15 protein-coding genes and 1 tRNA gene are annotated in these 12,092 nt (G+C 59.9%); 11 read left to right on the top strand and 5 right to left on the bottom strand.

Going from position 1 to position 12,092, the window contains the following annotated elements:
- Nucleotides 1-73: 73 nt before the first annotated feature.
- Nucleotides 74-158: transfer RNA gene (locus ASC96_RS21280), tRNA-Leu, on the bottom strand.
- Nucleotides 159-353: 195 nt separating this feature from the next.
- Here ASC96_RS21280 and lipB point away from each other — a divergent pair.
- Complete coding sequence (lipB, locus tag ASC96_RS21275) at nt 354-1,112, top strand: lipoyl(octanoyl) transferase LipB (protein WP_060505104.1); 759 nt, start codon at nt 354-356, stop codon at nt 1,110-1,112.
- Here lipB and ASC96_RS21270 read toward each other — a convergent pair.
- From ASC96_RS21270 to ASC96_RS21260, 3 genes are all read right to left on the bottom strand, one after another.
- The gene (locus tag ASC96_RS21270; protein WP_060505103.1) at nt 1,085-2,335 is read right to left on the bottom strand and encodes a hypothetical protein; all 1,251 of its coding nucleotides are present in this window, start codon (nt 2,333-2,335) and stop codon (nt 1,085-1,087) included. The two genes, lipB and ASC96_RS21270, sit on opposite strands and share 28 nt — an antisense overlap.
- A 98-nt stretch (nt 2,336-2,433) precedes the next feature.
- The gene (locus ASC96_RS21265) at nt 2,434-3,036 is read right to left on the bottom strand and encodes a hypothetical protein (RefSeq protein ID WP_060505102.1); all 603 of its coding nucleotides are present in this window, start codon (nt 3,034-3,036) and stop codon (nt 2,434-2,436) included.
- A 95-nt stretch (nt 3,037-3,131) separates the two neighbouring features.
- Nucleotides 3,132-4,028 (bottom strand): DMT family transporter, encoded by an 897-nt coding sequence (locus ASC96_RS21260; protein WP_060505101.1) that lies wholly within the window; start codon nt 4,026-4,028, stop codon nt 3,132-3,134.
- 235 nt (nt 4,029-4,263) lie between these two features.
- Here ASC96_RS21260 and ASC96_RS21255 point away from each other — a divergent pair, with 235 nt between their 5' ends.
- From ASC96_RS21255 to fghA, 6 genes are all read left to right on the top strand, one after another.
- On the top strand, nt 4,264-4,659 hold the full coding sequence (locus tag ASC96_RS21255; RefSeq protein ID WP_060505100.1) for a helix-turn-helix domain-containing protein: 396 nt from the start codon (nt 4,264-4,266) through the stop codon (nt 4,657-4,659).
- Between the two features lie 92 nt (nt 4,660-4,751).
- Nucleotides 4,752-5,879 carry an S-(hydroxymethyl)glutathione dehydrogenase/class III alcohol dehydrogenase gene (locus tag ASC96_RS21250; RefSeq protein WP_060505099.1) on the top strand — a complete coding sequence of 376 codons (1,128 nt, stop codon included), beginning with the start codon at nt 4,752-4,754 and terminating at the stop codon, nt 5,877-5,879.
- A gap of 204 nt (nt 5,880-6,083) precedes the next feature.
- Nucleotides 6,084-6,569: a hypothetical protein gene (locus ASC96_RS21245; protein ID WP_244482246.1), complete on the top strand. Its 486-nt coding sequence runs from the start codon at nt 6,084-6,086 to the stop codon at nt 6,567-6,569.
- A gap of 25 nt (nt 6,570-6,594) precedes the next feature.
- Nucleotides 6,595-7,065, top strand: coding sequence for a YaiI/YqxD family protein (locus tag ASC96_RS21240; protein WP_060505098.1), 471 nt, complete (start codon nt 6,595-6,597; stop codon nt 7,063-7,065).
- A 22-nt stretch (nt 7,066-7,087) separates the two neighbouring features.
- The gene (locus ASC96_RS21235; RefSeq protein ID WP_060505097.1) at nt 7,088-7,741 is read left to right on the top strand and encodes a DUF1345 domain-containing protein; all 654 of its coding nucleotides are present in this window, start codon (nt 7,088-7,090) and stop codon (nt 7,739-7,741) included.
- A gap of 28 nt (nt 7,742-7,769) precedes the next feature.
- Nucleotides 7,770-8,603, top strand: coding sequence for an S-formylglutathione hydrolase (gene fghA / locus ASC96_RS21230; protein WP_060505096.1), 834 nt, complete (start codon nt 7,770-7,772; stop codon nt 8,601-8,603).
- A 57-nt stretch (nt 8,604-8,660) separates the two neighbouring features.
- On the opposite strand, the gene ASC96_RS21225 is transcribed toward fghA, so the two are convergent.
- The gene (locus ASC96_RS21225) at nt 8,661-8,972 is read right to left on the bottom strand and encodes a DUF1883 domain-containing protein (RefSeq protein WP_060505095.1); all 312 of its coding nucleotides are present in this window, start codon (nt 8,970-8,972) and stop codon (nt 8,661-8,663) included.
- 156 nt (nt 8,973-9,128) lie between these two features.
- Here ASC96_RS21225 and crcB point away from each other — a divergent pair, with 156 nt between their 5' ends.
- The 4 genes from crcB to ASC96_RS21205 all read left to right on the top strand — a co-directional run bounded on the left by crcB (nt 9,129) and on the right by ASC96_RS21205 (nt 12,068).
- On the top strand, nt 9,129-9,506 hold the full coding sequence (gene crcB, locus ASC96_RS21220) for a fluoride efflux transporter CrcB (RefSeq protein ID WP_060505613.1): 378 nt from the start codon (nt 9,129-9,131) through the stop codon (nt 9,504-9,506).
- Nucleotides 9,507-9,632: 126 nt separating this feature from the next.
- Nucleotides 9,633-10,625 (top strand): RluA family pseudouridine synthase, encoded by a 993-nt coding sequence (locus ASC96_RS21215; RefSeq protein WP_060505094.1) that lies wholly within the window; start codon nt 9,633-9,635, stop codon nt 10,623-10,625.
- The gene (locus ASC96_RS21210; protein ID WP_060505093.1) at nt 10,625-11,290 is read left to right on the top strand and encodes an HAD-IA family hydrolase; all 666 of its coding nucleotides are present in this window, start codon (nt 10,625-10,627) and stop codon (nt 11,288-11,290) included. Before ASC96_RS21215 ends, ASC96_RS21210 begins: the two co-directional genes overlap by 1 nt.
- Entirely contained in the window at nt 11,283-12,068 is a 786-nt protein-coding gene (locus ASC96_RS21205; RefSeq protein WP_060505092.1) for an ATP12 family chaperone protein, read from the top strand. Before ASC96_RS21210 ends, ASC96_RS21205 begins: the two co-directional genes overlap by 8 nt.
- Nucleotides 12,069-12,092 lie beyond the last annotated feature (24 nt).

The raw sequence follows: 12,092 nt of genomic DNA, 5'->3' as shown, positions 1-12,092 counted from the left end.
GCGGATGCTGACGAAGCCTTCACATGCCAACTTGCGATAAGGCAACAAAAAACCCGCCGAAGCGGGTTTTAGTTGGTGCGGTCGAGAAGACTCGAACTTCCACGGGTTGCCCCACAGCGACCTCAACGCTGCGCGTCTACCAATTCCGCCACGACCGCATCGTGGTAGGTGTCGTCTTGCGGCGACGGGGGTGCATGTAGCAAAAGCATTTGGGGTGCACAAGGGCAGGATGACAGAAAATTGACGGCAACATCAACTATTTCAACAGGCCTTTTCACGGCCCCCTGAGAATGCTGGACTCTTGCCCTCCGGCGTACCATTTAGAAAAGCAAATCAACGGGATTGCTTTGACCATGCAGCGCGAAAATCTGGAAAAAACATTCTTCGCAGCCGATGACTGTCCGCCGGTGCGGTGGAGAATCGCGCCCTCACCGGTCGAATATGAAGATGCAATCGAGACGATGGAGCGCGAAGCAGCCGCGATCGCGGCCGGCGAAGCGGACGAACTTGTCTGGCTCGTCGAACATCCGCCGCTCTATACAGCCGGAACCAGCGCCGATTCCGCCGATCTGGTCATGCCCGGCCGCTTTCCGGTTTTTCAGACCGGTCGCGGCGGCGAATATACCTATCATGGCCCGGGCCAGCGCGTCGTTTACGTCATGCTCGATCTGAAACGGCGCAAGCAGGATGTTCGCGCCTTCGTCGCCGCTCTCGAAAGCCTGGTGATCGAAACGCTGGCCAGTATGAATGTCCGGGGCGAGCGGCGCGAGGACCGTGTCGGCGTCTGGGTCCGGCGTCCGGAACGGCCTGCCCTGCCCGACGGCTCGATGGCCGAAGACAAGATTGCCGCGATCGGCATTCGCCTGCGCCGTTGGGTGAGCTTTCATGGCATGTCGTTGAACGTCGACCCTGATCTTGAGCATTTCGACGGAATCGTGCCCTGCGGCATTCGCGGTTATGGCGTCACCAGCCTGGTCGATCTCGGCCTGCCGGTGATGATGACCGATGTCGACATCAAGCTTCGTCAGGCATTCGAAGATATTTTTGGCCCGGCCGTCAATGACGCCGGCTGTCCACAGGACGATCAGGAAAACAGCCGGTCCGTTGCATAGACGATGGCATAACCGTGCAGGGCCACGGCAGAATAAAGCCCCAGGCCACTGAGAATCCGCTGGCCACTTGTCATCTCGTCCAGCCGGTGGCGCGGTTTGACGCCGCCGCTCCCCATCATGCTCAGCAGGCCAAAGACCGCGAGCCCGGCCAGCAGTGCCGGTGTTGAAAGGCCGATACGCCAGCCGACACCGGCAATGATCAGAGTGATGAGGAAGCTTCCCGCTACCCGGCCAGCATGTGAATGGAAAACCTGGCGCAGGACCTGACCGCCATCGAACCGGTTCATCGGCAAGAGATTGAGCAGGTTGAAAGCGCCGAGAATCAGCAGGAAAATCAGAACCGCCGTTCCCGAGCCGAACACGTCATTGCCGGCTGCTTCGTATAGAAGGATGGCACCCGGAATGAGAAAAGCCGACATGCCCGCCCCCATCAGGGCGCAGGTGGCGACCTCGAAAAGCGAATTGTAGGGTCTGCCGCCGATCGCCACCCCACCCAACAGCGGCACAAAGATCATACGCACCGATTTATGTCCGAAAGCCCGGTAGGCAGCCATATGTCCCAGTTCGTGCAGCACGATGACCAGCGTCAAAAGCGTCGATAGCAACAGGCCGTTGCGGGTAAGACCGAAGAACGGCCACAGAAGCAGCGTCGATACAATCGCCAGCCCGCATTGGACAAGTGGGTGCTCGAAAACGGCGCGAGCCGGCCTGCTCTGCCCGGTATCGAGCCATTGCTGCAACGCCTTAACCTCGCGCCGCAAGGCAAAGAAGCGAAAGATCAGAAACGCCAGGCCACGATAACGATCCGTCTGTTCGATGGTCAGATGAACCCCGTCGCCATCCTCGACGAGCCGCCGGCGCTCGTGAAAATCCTTCCAGAATACCGGGTCGAGTGCGCTGTCATCGAGCACACGAGCGTCATATTCGGTTCCAGCCCGTGTTTCGGTAACTTCCATCGACCGGACGATCGGCTGTCCATGACGATCAAGATGGGTGTAGGTTTGGCGGACCCGGTTGGGTGCTTCCTTTTGGCTGGCCAGAACGGAATGGTGCCAGTTGGCGGAAGTTCCAAGCGGAAAGATCGCGTTCCAGACCTTGGCCCGCCCCGCCCGGAACGTTGCCTGCACACGCAGCGTGCGCAATCCAAGCGGCACCGCCAGCAGAAGCCATAGCAGCCCGACATTGATGACAAGCAGCGCGATCGCCGGTGCATGCGTCGCCATATGTGCTCTCCCCTTGATGGTCAGCCGAACGCTAGCCGCAGAGCATGAACAAATCGTGCGGGAAGCCGCACCCCACCGGCCTCTCCACGTTTCAGTGGCTATGCGGCTTCGACACGACTGGCCGATACGCCCGTCAGGATACCGATCTCATCCAGCATCCTGCGCTCGCGTGCCGTCAACTGGCTGCCACGCGAGCGGGCAATGGCGCTCATGACCCGGGTAATCAGCAGAACGTCAGCCTTTTGTAGGCCATTTTTCCGGGTGCCGCGCAAGCTCGCCCAGGCCCCCGTATCCTCGGCCATCGCCATGCGTATCTGTTCCAGAGCAAATATGGACAGGCTGTCGGGAATGTGCGCGGCGATGTCGATGATGTGAAACAACAGATCGAGCTCGATCCGCGAATTGACCACGCCGCGCGTCGAGATCATCGCAATCAGCCAATCGGCATTCCACTCATCCATGGCGCCTTGCGGGTAACGGGTATGGACAATGAATTCCGTCAGGGCATCGATGAAATAATGGCGCCATTCCGGGCATTTTTCGCTGCACGAGCCGTTGATCGCCAGGAGAATTACCGCATCCTGCGATGCGGTAATTCCTGGAACGAAAACATGCTCACGCAGAATGGCGATATCATCGACCGTCAAGCGCGTCTTCCCGGCGATGACACATGCCGGATAAGAAAGACGAAGTTCACCCATCGTTTCTCTCCCGTTTCATCATGAAACTGGACTAAACGTAGACCGTGCCCGTTTCCAATCTGGAAAGAATGAGCGTTAGCAGAGGCTTGCGGGATTCAGTCAATTTTTACCATTAATCCGGCCCGCCGCTCGCGCCAGATCATGAACAGGCCGGAACCGACAATGATGGCGATGCCCAGCCATTTCGACAGTGTCGGGAATTCGCCGAAAATCAGGAACCCCAGCGCGGTGCCGGTGATGATCTCCAGATAATGAAACGGGGCCAGCAGCGAGACGGGAGCTGCCTGGAATGCCTTGACCACCAGAAGATGGCCATAACCGGAGATGGTACCGAGCGCGATGACCAGAACCCAGCCCAGCGTCGAGTGTGGCAAGGATGGCACGAAATCCGCTGATCCTGCGCTGTAGCCGACCGCGATGACGACCATCATGAACAGCGACCCGCCGATGCCGGCAATGGTCTGCATCGTCAAAGGCGTATCGGCATTGCCGACCACCCGGTTGAGCAGCAGATAGCAGGCAAACAGGAAGGCGCAGAAAACCGGCATCAACGACTTCAGCCCGAAGATTTCGAAACTCGGCTGAATGACGATCATCGCCCCTCCAAAACCGATGAAGATGGCGAGCCAGCGCCGCCAGCCGACCTTTTCACGCAGGATCAGGGCCGAAAGGCACGTGAGGATGAACGGTTCGACGAAATAGATGGCGAAGACATCGGCCAGCGGCATGTATTTGACCGAAACGAAAAACAACAGTGCGGCACCGGCCAACAGCACGCCGCGCAAAAGGTTGAACCAGAGGCGCTTCGGCCTCAATGCCCGCAGGCCACCGGCCGACAGAAGCATCGGCAGGATCGAGACCAGTTGGAAGAAGAACCGGTAGAACGTCACCTGCGCCGGCGACATGCCTTGATAGACCGCCATATATTTGGCGATCGCATCCATGCATGGCAGGATGATCATCGCCACCAGCATGATCACCAGGCCTTGCATGACGGTATGGCTGGGCGCGGCGGCTGTGGATGTGGAAACGCTCAAGCTCGAAGTCCCATTGTTGGCGCCGTGCGGGATGGAACGCACGGAAGACGCATTTGGCGGCATTTTTGACGTGGAGGGGTGTCCAATCTCGCCGCAGACCCTATAAATTGCAAGCTTGAAGTCTTCGACCGCATTCGCGGCCGCTCCGGAACTCGACCCATCCCGGCCCAAAAGGCACAAGGAGAGACCGATGCGTCTATCGACCGAAACCGCCATGGCAATGTTACGCAGGCCAAGCGACAACGACACGCTGGGAGGCCGCATCTGGCGGGCGCGCGATGCGATGAACCTCTCGGTGAAAGATCTTGCCAACCAGCTCGGCGTCCGCAGCGATACAATCTCCGCCTGGGAGCGTGACCGGTCCGAGCCCCGCACGAACCGGCTGTTCATGCTGGCCGGCGTCCTTGGGGTCACACCGGCCTGGTTGATCGCCGGCATTGGCGAAGCGCCGAAGGACGATCTTTCGAACACGGTGTCCGGCCAGCTGCGCGATCAGCTGGCGCAAGTGAAGAAACTGCACGAACAAACGGGAAAGGCGATCTCCGCCCTTGAGATGGAGATCAACCGCGTCCTACAGGACATGTAATATTTCACGACCGATTCTCGGCCGATTCCGGCTTGAGCGCCACCAGCCACTCTGCGATTGTGGCGAGAATTCATTTCAGGGAGACGATACTCATGGACGTACGCGCCGCTGTTGCCGTGCAGGCAGGCAAGCCACTCGAAATCATGACCGTTCAACTCGACGGCCCGCGCGCCGGCGAAGTGCTGGTCGAGGTCAAGGCGACCGGCATCTGCCATACGGACGAATTCACGCTATCAGGTGCGGATCCGGAAGGCCTGTTTCCAGCCATTCTCGGCCATGAGGGTGCAGGTATCGTCGTCGATGTCGGCCCGGGCGTCACATCGCTGAAGAAAGGCGACCACGTCATTCCGCTGTACACGCCGGAATGCCGCGAGTGCTATTCCTGCCTGTCGCGCAAGACCAACCTGTGCACGTCGATTCGCTCAACCCAGGGACAGGGCCTGATGCCGGACGGCACGAGCCGCTTTTCCATCGGTAAGGACAAGATCTTCCACTATATGGGCTGCTCGACCTTCGCCAATTTCACGGTTCTGCCGGAGATCGCACTGGCCAAGGTCAATCCCGACGCGCCGTTCGACAAGATCTGCTATATCGGCTGCGGCGTCACCACCGGCATCGGTGCCGTCATCAACACGGCCAAGGTCGAGATCGGCTCGACGGCCATCGTCTTCGGTCTCGGCGGCATTGGTCTCAACGTGCTGCAGGGCCTGCGCCTTGCCGGTGCCGACATGATCATCGGCGTCGATATCAACAATGACCGCAAGGCCTGGGGCGAAAAGTTCGGCATGACGCATTTCGTCAATCCGAAGGAAGTCGGCGATGATATCGTTCCCTATCTGGTCAACCTGACCAAGCGCAACGGCGACACGATCGGCGGCGCGGACTACACGTTCGACTGCACCGGAAATACCAAAGTCATGCGCCAGGCACTGGAATCCTCGCATCGCGGCTGGGGAAAATCGGTCATCATCGGCGTTGCCGGTGCCGGCCAGGAAATCTCCACCCGTCCGTTCCAGCTGGTCACCGGCCGCAACTGGATGGGGACTGCCTTTGGCGGCGCGCGCGGCCGCACCGATGTGCCGAAAATCGTCGAGTGGTACATGGAAGGCAAGATCCAGATCGACCCGATGATCACCCACACAATGGGTCTGGAAGACATCAACAAGGGTTTCGACCTGATGCACGAAGGCAAGAGCATCCGCAGTGTGGTGATCTACTAGCAGAAACCCGAGACTCCGGCACCGGTTCTCGCATCTTCGGGCTTAACAATTACCGGGCGCCGCGTCTGTTCAAGGCGCGGCGCTTGTCTGCCGTACGGATCCCTGCCCGCTTGATATGGTTCTGGATTTCGAGCGGCCGGACAGCTATGCGTTCGCAAGACCACGGCCGAAAAACGGCCGAGACAAGAAAAGCATGAGGGCGGAATGATCAGGCGTGGTTTTTACACATTCGGTGTAATCTTGAGCCTTTCCGCCTCCACCCCTGCATTGGCTGATCCAACCGGGACCTATAATGTCGCCGGCATCAATCCAGACGATGGCGGCGAATATCACGGAACCGTCACCGTCAAGCGTACCGGCGAAACCTATTCGGTGACCTGGACGATTGCCGGCACGGAAGCAAACGGCGTCGGCATTGGCGGCAAGCGTGGCAACACGGAAACGACGGGCGTCGCCTCCGTGGATGACGATATGATCACCATCGGCTACGGTAACGAAAGCGGCTTTGGCATTTCGCAATATGACCTGCAGCCGGACGGTTCCTGGAAAGGCCGTTGGGCCTATGCGGATGGCGAAAAAGTGTCGACGGAAACATGGACACGCCCCGGTGCTGCCCGCTCTCTTGAGCGGCCGAAGACGCCAACGAGCGAAGCGATGAAGCCGATGAGCAGCCCTGCGGCGCGGCCATGACAACAGTGAAGCGGTACGAACAGCCATGTCAGACCCACCCCAGCCAACACCCACGATCTACGTCGATGCCGACGCCTGCCCGGTCAAGCCGGAAATCCTGAAGGTCGCCGAGCGTCACGGCCTGCCTGTCGTGCTGGTCGCGAATTCCGGTCTTCGTCCCTCCCGTGATCCGATGGTGCGCAACGTCATCGTCTCGTCCGGTTTCGACGCCGCCGACGACTGGATTGCCGAACGCGCCCATGACGGCGATATCGTCATTACCGCCGATGTGCCGCTGGCCGGGCGCTGCGTTGCCGCCGGTGCACAGGTGACCGGGCCAACGGGCCGTATTTTTGACAAGGGCAATATCGGCATGGCGACCGCCATGCGCGATCTCGGCGCGCATTTGCGCGAAACCGGCGAGAGCAAGGGCTATAATGCCGCCTTTTCGCCGCGCGACCGGTCGGCTTTCCTCGAAACGCTCGATCGACTTTGCCGCCGCGTCAAACAACGCTGACCCAGCAGGATCGGAAGCCCTGATGAGCATGCAGGACAGGACAATCACGCATCGCCGCCATACGCCGTTCTATGCGGGCGGCATCTGCGCGGCGATCACCTTTGCGATCTGCCTGTTTGCCAAGCCTACTTTGGCGGTCAATCTGGCCGCAGTGGTCTTCTTCCTTGTCTATCTGCTGATGATCGCCTGGCGTCTTCCCAGACTGACGGGCTCCTATCTCAAGCACCATGCTGCCCGCACCGACGAACCGGCGATCATCATCTTTGCCGTGACGCTGGCGACCGCCGCGATCTCGCTGGTCTCGCTGTTCATGGCGTTGAATGCGGGCGGCAAGGAAACGGTGCTTGATCTGGTGCTGGCATTTTCCTCCGTCACGCTCGGCTGGCTGACAATCCATACGATGGCGGCGATGCACTATGCCCATACCTACTGGATGCTGCAGACAGACAAAAATGAAGGCGACAGCCGCGGTCTGGAGTTTCCAGGCACCAAGGATCCGGGCGGCTACGATTTCCTCTACTTCGCCTTCGTCATCGGCATGACGGCACAAACCTCAGACATTGCAATCACCACGACAGCCATGCGCAAGATCAACCTTGTTCACGCGGTCGTCTCCTTCTTCTTCAATACGGTACTGGTGGCAGCTGCGGTCAACGCGGCGGTGTCGCTGGCATAATGCCGTTTCAGCCTCAAAGGAGCACAGCTTGAAAGTCCTTTCCCAGAACACCGCATTCGGCGGCATGCAGGGCGTGTTTGCGCACGATTCACAGGCCTGCGGGGTCGAGATGACCTTCGCGGTCTATATCCCGCCACAGGCGATCACCACGCCCTGCCCGGTCGTCTGGTATCTCTCCGGCCTCACCTGCTCGCATGCCAACGTCATGGAGAAAGGCGAATACCGCCGGATGGCCGCCGAGCTTGGTCTGATCATCGTTTGCCCGGATACCAGCCCGCGCGGCGGTGACGTTCCGGACGAACTGACCAACTGGCAAATGGGCAAGGGGGCGGGCTTTTATCTTGACGCCACAGAGGCGCCCTGGGCCGAAAACTACCAGATGTACACCTATATCAACGAGGAACTGCCGGCCTTCGTCGCCCAGCATTTTCGCGCCGATATGAGCCGCCAGGGCATCTTCGGCCATTCGATGGGCGGCCACGGCGCCATGACCATCGCGCTGAAGAACCCGAACCGGTTCAAAAGCTGCTCGGCCTTCGCACCGATCGTCGAGCCGTCGACGGCCGACTGGTCGATCGGTGCCTTCGAAAAATATCTTGGTGAAGACAAAGTACGCTGGCGGCAGTACGACGCCTGTGCGCTGGTGAAAGACGGCGCGCGCTTCCCGGAATTCCTGATCGATCAGGGCAAGGCCGATAATTTCCTGGAGAACGGCTTACGTCCCTGGCTGTTCGAAGAGGCCATCAAAGGAACAGATATCGGCCTGACACTGCGCATGCATGAGCGCTACGACCATTCCTATTATTTCATCTCGACCTTCATGGATGATCATCTGAAATGGCATGCCGAACGGCTGGCCTAAAGCCTAGCCAAGCGGATTGGAGAACCGTGCCGTCCCCCACGGTGCGGTTCTTCTTTTTCAGGAGGCGGACTGGAAGCGCGGCGGCGCGGCCGTCTCGACGATGCGGATGCTGGATTCGCACTGGCCATGATGACCTTCCATATCGACGACCACATGCCAGTGACCGGATTGCGGGATGGTCAGGCGGATCGGTGATTTGCGCGCCACGCCGCCGACGAACTGATGCTTCAGCGTTTCCGTGTAGAGCTGGAAATTATTGGCCGTCATCAAACGCACGTTGGCGACGGCCGACAAGGTGATCTCGATGGTTACGCCTGCGCGCTGTTGCTTGAGGTCGTAGTGGGTGAAGCTGAACTTCAGTTTTGTCATTGCACGTCCGCTTGAAAACAGCCTGGCCAGATGTCGGAACCTTAGCGATCGCGTGTTAAAAATTGGTTTGGCGCACCCGCTCGCTCCGGCGTGACCGGTCCATCGCAACGGGCGGCCATCTTTTCTGGAACCCTGGTTTCGGCTATGGCATTTGCCATGACACATATCCTTCTCGTTGCCGCCGGCGGTGCGCTTGGCTCGGTCCTGCGCTATCTCGTCGGGCTCTGGACGCTGCGCAGCTTCGGCCCCTCATTTCCGTGGGGAACATTGACGGTCAACATCACCGGATCTTTCCTGATCGGCGTCTTTGCCGAGGTGATTGCCCGAAAATTCGGTGCATCGGCAGAGATGCGGGTGTTCCTGATCACCGGCATTCTCGGCGGCTACACCACCTTTTCCGCCTTCTCTCTTGACGCGATCACTCTGTTTGAACGCGGCGAACCGGTCACGGCATTGATTTATGTGGTATCCAGCGTGCTTCTTTCGGCTCTCGCGGTGTTTGCCGGGCTGGCCCTTATGCGCGCAATAGTCTAAAGGGACCTCTCAGAGCGCCATGCGTCCACTTGGGACCGGCCTGCTCTGTCATATCAGTTTGCGCACGGATTTCCGGCCGGCACTATTGCCGGGGCGCGATGGCAATTGGATGCAGGTAGAAACACGATGGCGGGTATTGAACACAAGCAGGTCGAATCCGACGAAGCGGGCATGCGCCTCGATCGCTGGTTCAAGGTGCATTATCCGGGCCTCGGCTTCGGTCCGCTGCAGAAGCTTTTGCGGTCCGGCCAGGTACGCATCGATGGCGGCCGTGTCAAATCCGATACCCGCGTCCAGCCCGGCCAAGTCGTGCGCATTCCGCCGATGGATGTCGATCCGAAGACCAAGACAGGTCCGATCGCTGGCCGTGACCTGCGCCACGCCTCCGACCACGAACTTCTGTCGCGCATGCTGTTGCATGAAGACGCCAAGGTGATCGTTCTCAACAAGCCGCCAGGCATCGCGGTTCAAGGCGGCTCCGGCATCAATCGCCATATCGACGACATGCTGGAAGCCTGGACCAGCCCCAAGGGCGAAAAGCCACGTCTCGTGCACCGCCTCGACCGCGACACATCCGGCGTTCTTGTGATCGCCCGCACCCGTGGCGCCGCGCAGAAACTGACGGCGGCGTTTCGCGAACGCGACACCAAGAAAACCTACTGGGCACTGGTCAAGGGCGTCCCGCGCAAGAAGGAAGACAAGATCTCCACCTGGCTGGTCAAGGAACAGACGCCAGACGGCGACCGGATGCGGATTGCCAAGCATGGTGACGATGGCGCCGATCATGCGGTTTCCTACTACCGGATCATCGAGACCGCCGGCCAGAACCTGACCTGGCTAGAAATGGAGCCCTATACCGGGCGGACCCATCAGCTGCGCGTCCACGCCGCCCATATCGGCCACCCGATCATCGGCGATCCCAAATATTTTGCCGCCGAATTCAACTGGGCCTTCCCCGGTGGTGTGCAGAACAAGTTGCACCTGCATGCCCGGCGTATCGACATTCCCCATCCGGATGGCGGCCGCCTGGTCGTCACCGCACCGATGCCGCAGCATATGGTCCAGAGCTGGAACCTGATCGGCTTCGACATGGCCAGCGCCGAGGAAGCCGACGACTGATGAAACTCGCTCTTTTCGATTGTGACGGCACTCTGGTCGATAGCGCCGGACTCATCCACGAAGTCATGGCACGGACGTTCGAGGATTTTGGCCTCGAACGCATCTCGTTGGATGCCACCAAGAGTATCATCGGCCTGACGCTCGACATTGCCATTGCCCGGCTGATGCACCAGCCGCATGTCGATGATCGCGCCCTGGCGATGACGGCGCATTACAAGAAAATCTACGGCGGGGTCCGCACCGAAATGAACTTCCGCGAGCCGTTGTTCGACGGCATCGCGCCGCTGCTCGCAGCCCTGATGGCCAAGGACGAACTGCTGCTGGGTGCCGTAACGGGAAAATCACGCCGCGGACTTGATCAGATCTGTGCAAGCCACGGTTACGAAAAGACATTCTTCGTTTCACGTACGGCCGACGACTGCCCGTCGAAACCGCATCCGGCCATGGTGACGGAATGCTGCAGCGAAGCCGGTATCGACGCCAAGGATACCGTCGTCATCGGTGATGCCATCTATGACATGCAGATGGCCAAGAGCGCCGGCGCATCCGCCATCGGCGTTGCCTGGGGTTATGCGTCGGTTCCCGAGCTGATCGAGGCAGGCGCCGATTTCATTGCCCGCACCCCGCATGACATTCTGGACTGGATGGAGAGACATCATGCCTGATATTCGCGACGATCTGCATGACGCGCTGAGCGACCCCGATCCCGTACGCCGCGCGCAGATACAGATGCACAAGCCGCTGCCAAAGCGATTCTATACCACCGTCAGTACCGCCCCGGCGGAAGACGGCGGCCATGCCGTGCTTCTCGACGGCCGCACGGTCCGCACCCCGGCAAAACAGTATCTGACCGTTCCGACACAAGCCGCAGCCAACCTCTTGGCAGCCGAATGGGATGCGCAGAAGGAAGAAATCGACCCGGCGACCATGCCGGTCACCCGGCTTGCCAACACCGCGATCGATGGTGTCTCCAAGGATATCCGCGCTGTTTTCGACGACATCCTCAACTTTGCCGGGACGGATCTTCTCTGCTACCGGGCAGGAGAGCCTGAGGGCCTGGCCGTCCGCCAGTCGGAACGCTGGGATCCCGTGATCCGCTGGGCGGCCGAGAAGCTGGGTGCGCACTTCATCCTTGTCGAAGGCATCGTGCATCAGGTCCAGCCGCGCGCCGCCATCAACGGTGTCGCTGAAGCGCTTCGCGCCTATGCCACGCCGCTCGGCCTCGCCTGCCTGCACACGATCACCACGCTGACCGGCTCGGCCCTGCTCGCCATCGCCTTTGCCGAAAAGCAGCTGTCGGCGGAAGAAGCCTGGGCGCTTGCCCATCTCGATGAGGACTGGCAGATCGAGCATTGGGGCACCGACGATGAAGCCTTTCAGCGCCGTGAAAACCGCTGGCGGGAAATGCAGGCAGCAACAGTGACGCTCGACGCTCTGCGCTGATTTTCAAGGCGACCCAAGCGTCCG

It is taken from the genome of Rhizobium sp. Root1204 (assembly GCF_001424965.1).
In the GTDB taxonomy this organism is placed as follows: domain Bacteria; phylum Pseudomonadota; class Alphaproteobacteria; order Rhizobiales; family Rhizobiaceae; genus Pararhizobium.
The sequence above is the reverse complement of the archived record's forward strand: the minus strand, read 5'-3'. Positions and strand labels throughout refer to the sequence as shown.

Coding starts and splice junctions, on each gene's coding strand:
- lipB (WP_060505104.1), top strand. CDS start 354: ATGCAGCGCGAAAATCTGGAAAAAACATTCTTCGCAGCCGATGACTGT.
- ASC96_RS21270 (WP_060505103.1), bottom strand. CDS start 2,335: ATGGCGACGCATGCACCGGCGATCGCGCTGCTTGTCATCAATGTCGGG.
- ASC96_RS21265 (WP_060505102.1), bottom strand. CDS start 3,036: ATGGGTGAACTTCGTCTTTCTTATCCGGCATGTGTCATCGCCGGGAAG.
- ASC96_RS21260 (WP_060505101.1), bottom strand. CDS start 4,028: ATGCAAGGCCTGGTGATCATGCTGGTGGCGATGATCATCCTGCCATGC.
- ASC96_RS21255 (WP_060505100.1), top strand. CDS start 4,264: ATGCGTCTATCGACCGAAACCGCCATGGCAATGTTACGCAGGCCAAGC.
- ASC96_RS21250 (WP_060505099.1), top strand. CDS start 4,752: ATGGACGTACGCGCCGCTGTTGCCGTGCAGGCAGGCAAGCCACTCGAA.
- ASC96_RS21245 (WP_244482246.1), top strand. CDS start 6,084: ATGATCAGGCGTGGTTTTTACACATTCGGTGTAATCTTGAGCCTTTCC.
- ASC96_RS21240 (WP_060505098.1), top strand. CDS start 6,595: ATGTCAGACCCACCCCAGCCAACACCCACGATCTACGTCGATGCCGAC.
- ASC96_RS21235 (WP_060505097.1), top strand. CDS start 7,088: ATGAGCATGCAGGACAGGACAATCACGCATCGCCGCCATACGCCGTTC.
- ASC96_RS21225 (WP_060505095.1), bottom strand. CDS start 8,972: ATGACAAAACTGAAGTTCAGCTTCACCCACTACGACCTCAAGCAACAG.
- crcB (WP_060505613.1), top strand. CDS start 9,129: ATGACACATATCCTTCTCGTTGCCGCCGGCGGTGCGCTTGGCTCGGTC.
- ASC96_RS21215 (WP_060505094.1), top strand. CDS start 9,633: ATGGCGGGTATTGAACACAAGCAGGTCGAATCCGACGAAGCGGGCATG.
- ASC96_RS21210 (WP_060505093.1), top strand. CDS start 10,625: ATGAAACTCGCTCTTTTCGATTGTGACGGCACTCTGGTCGATAGCGCC.
- ASC96_RS21205 (WP_060505092.1), top strand. CDS start 11,283: ATGCCTGATATTCGCGACGATCTGCATGACGCGCTGAGCGACCCCGAT.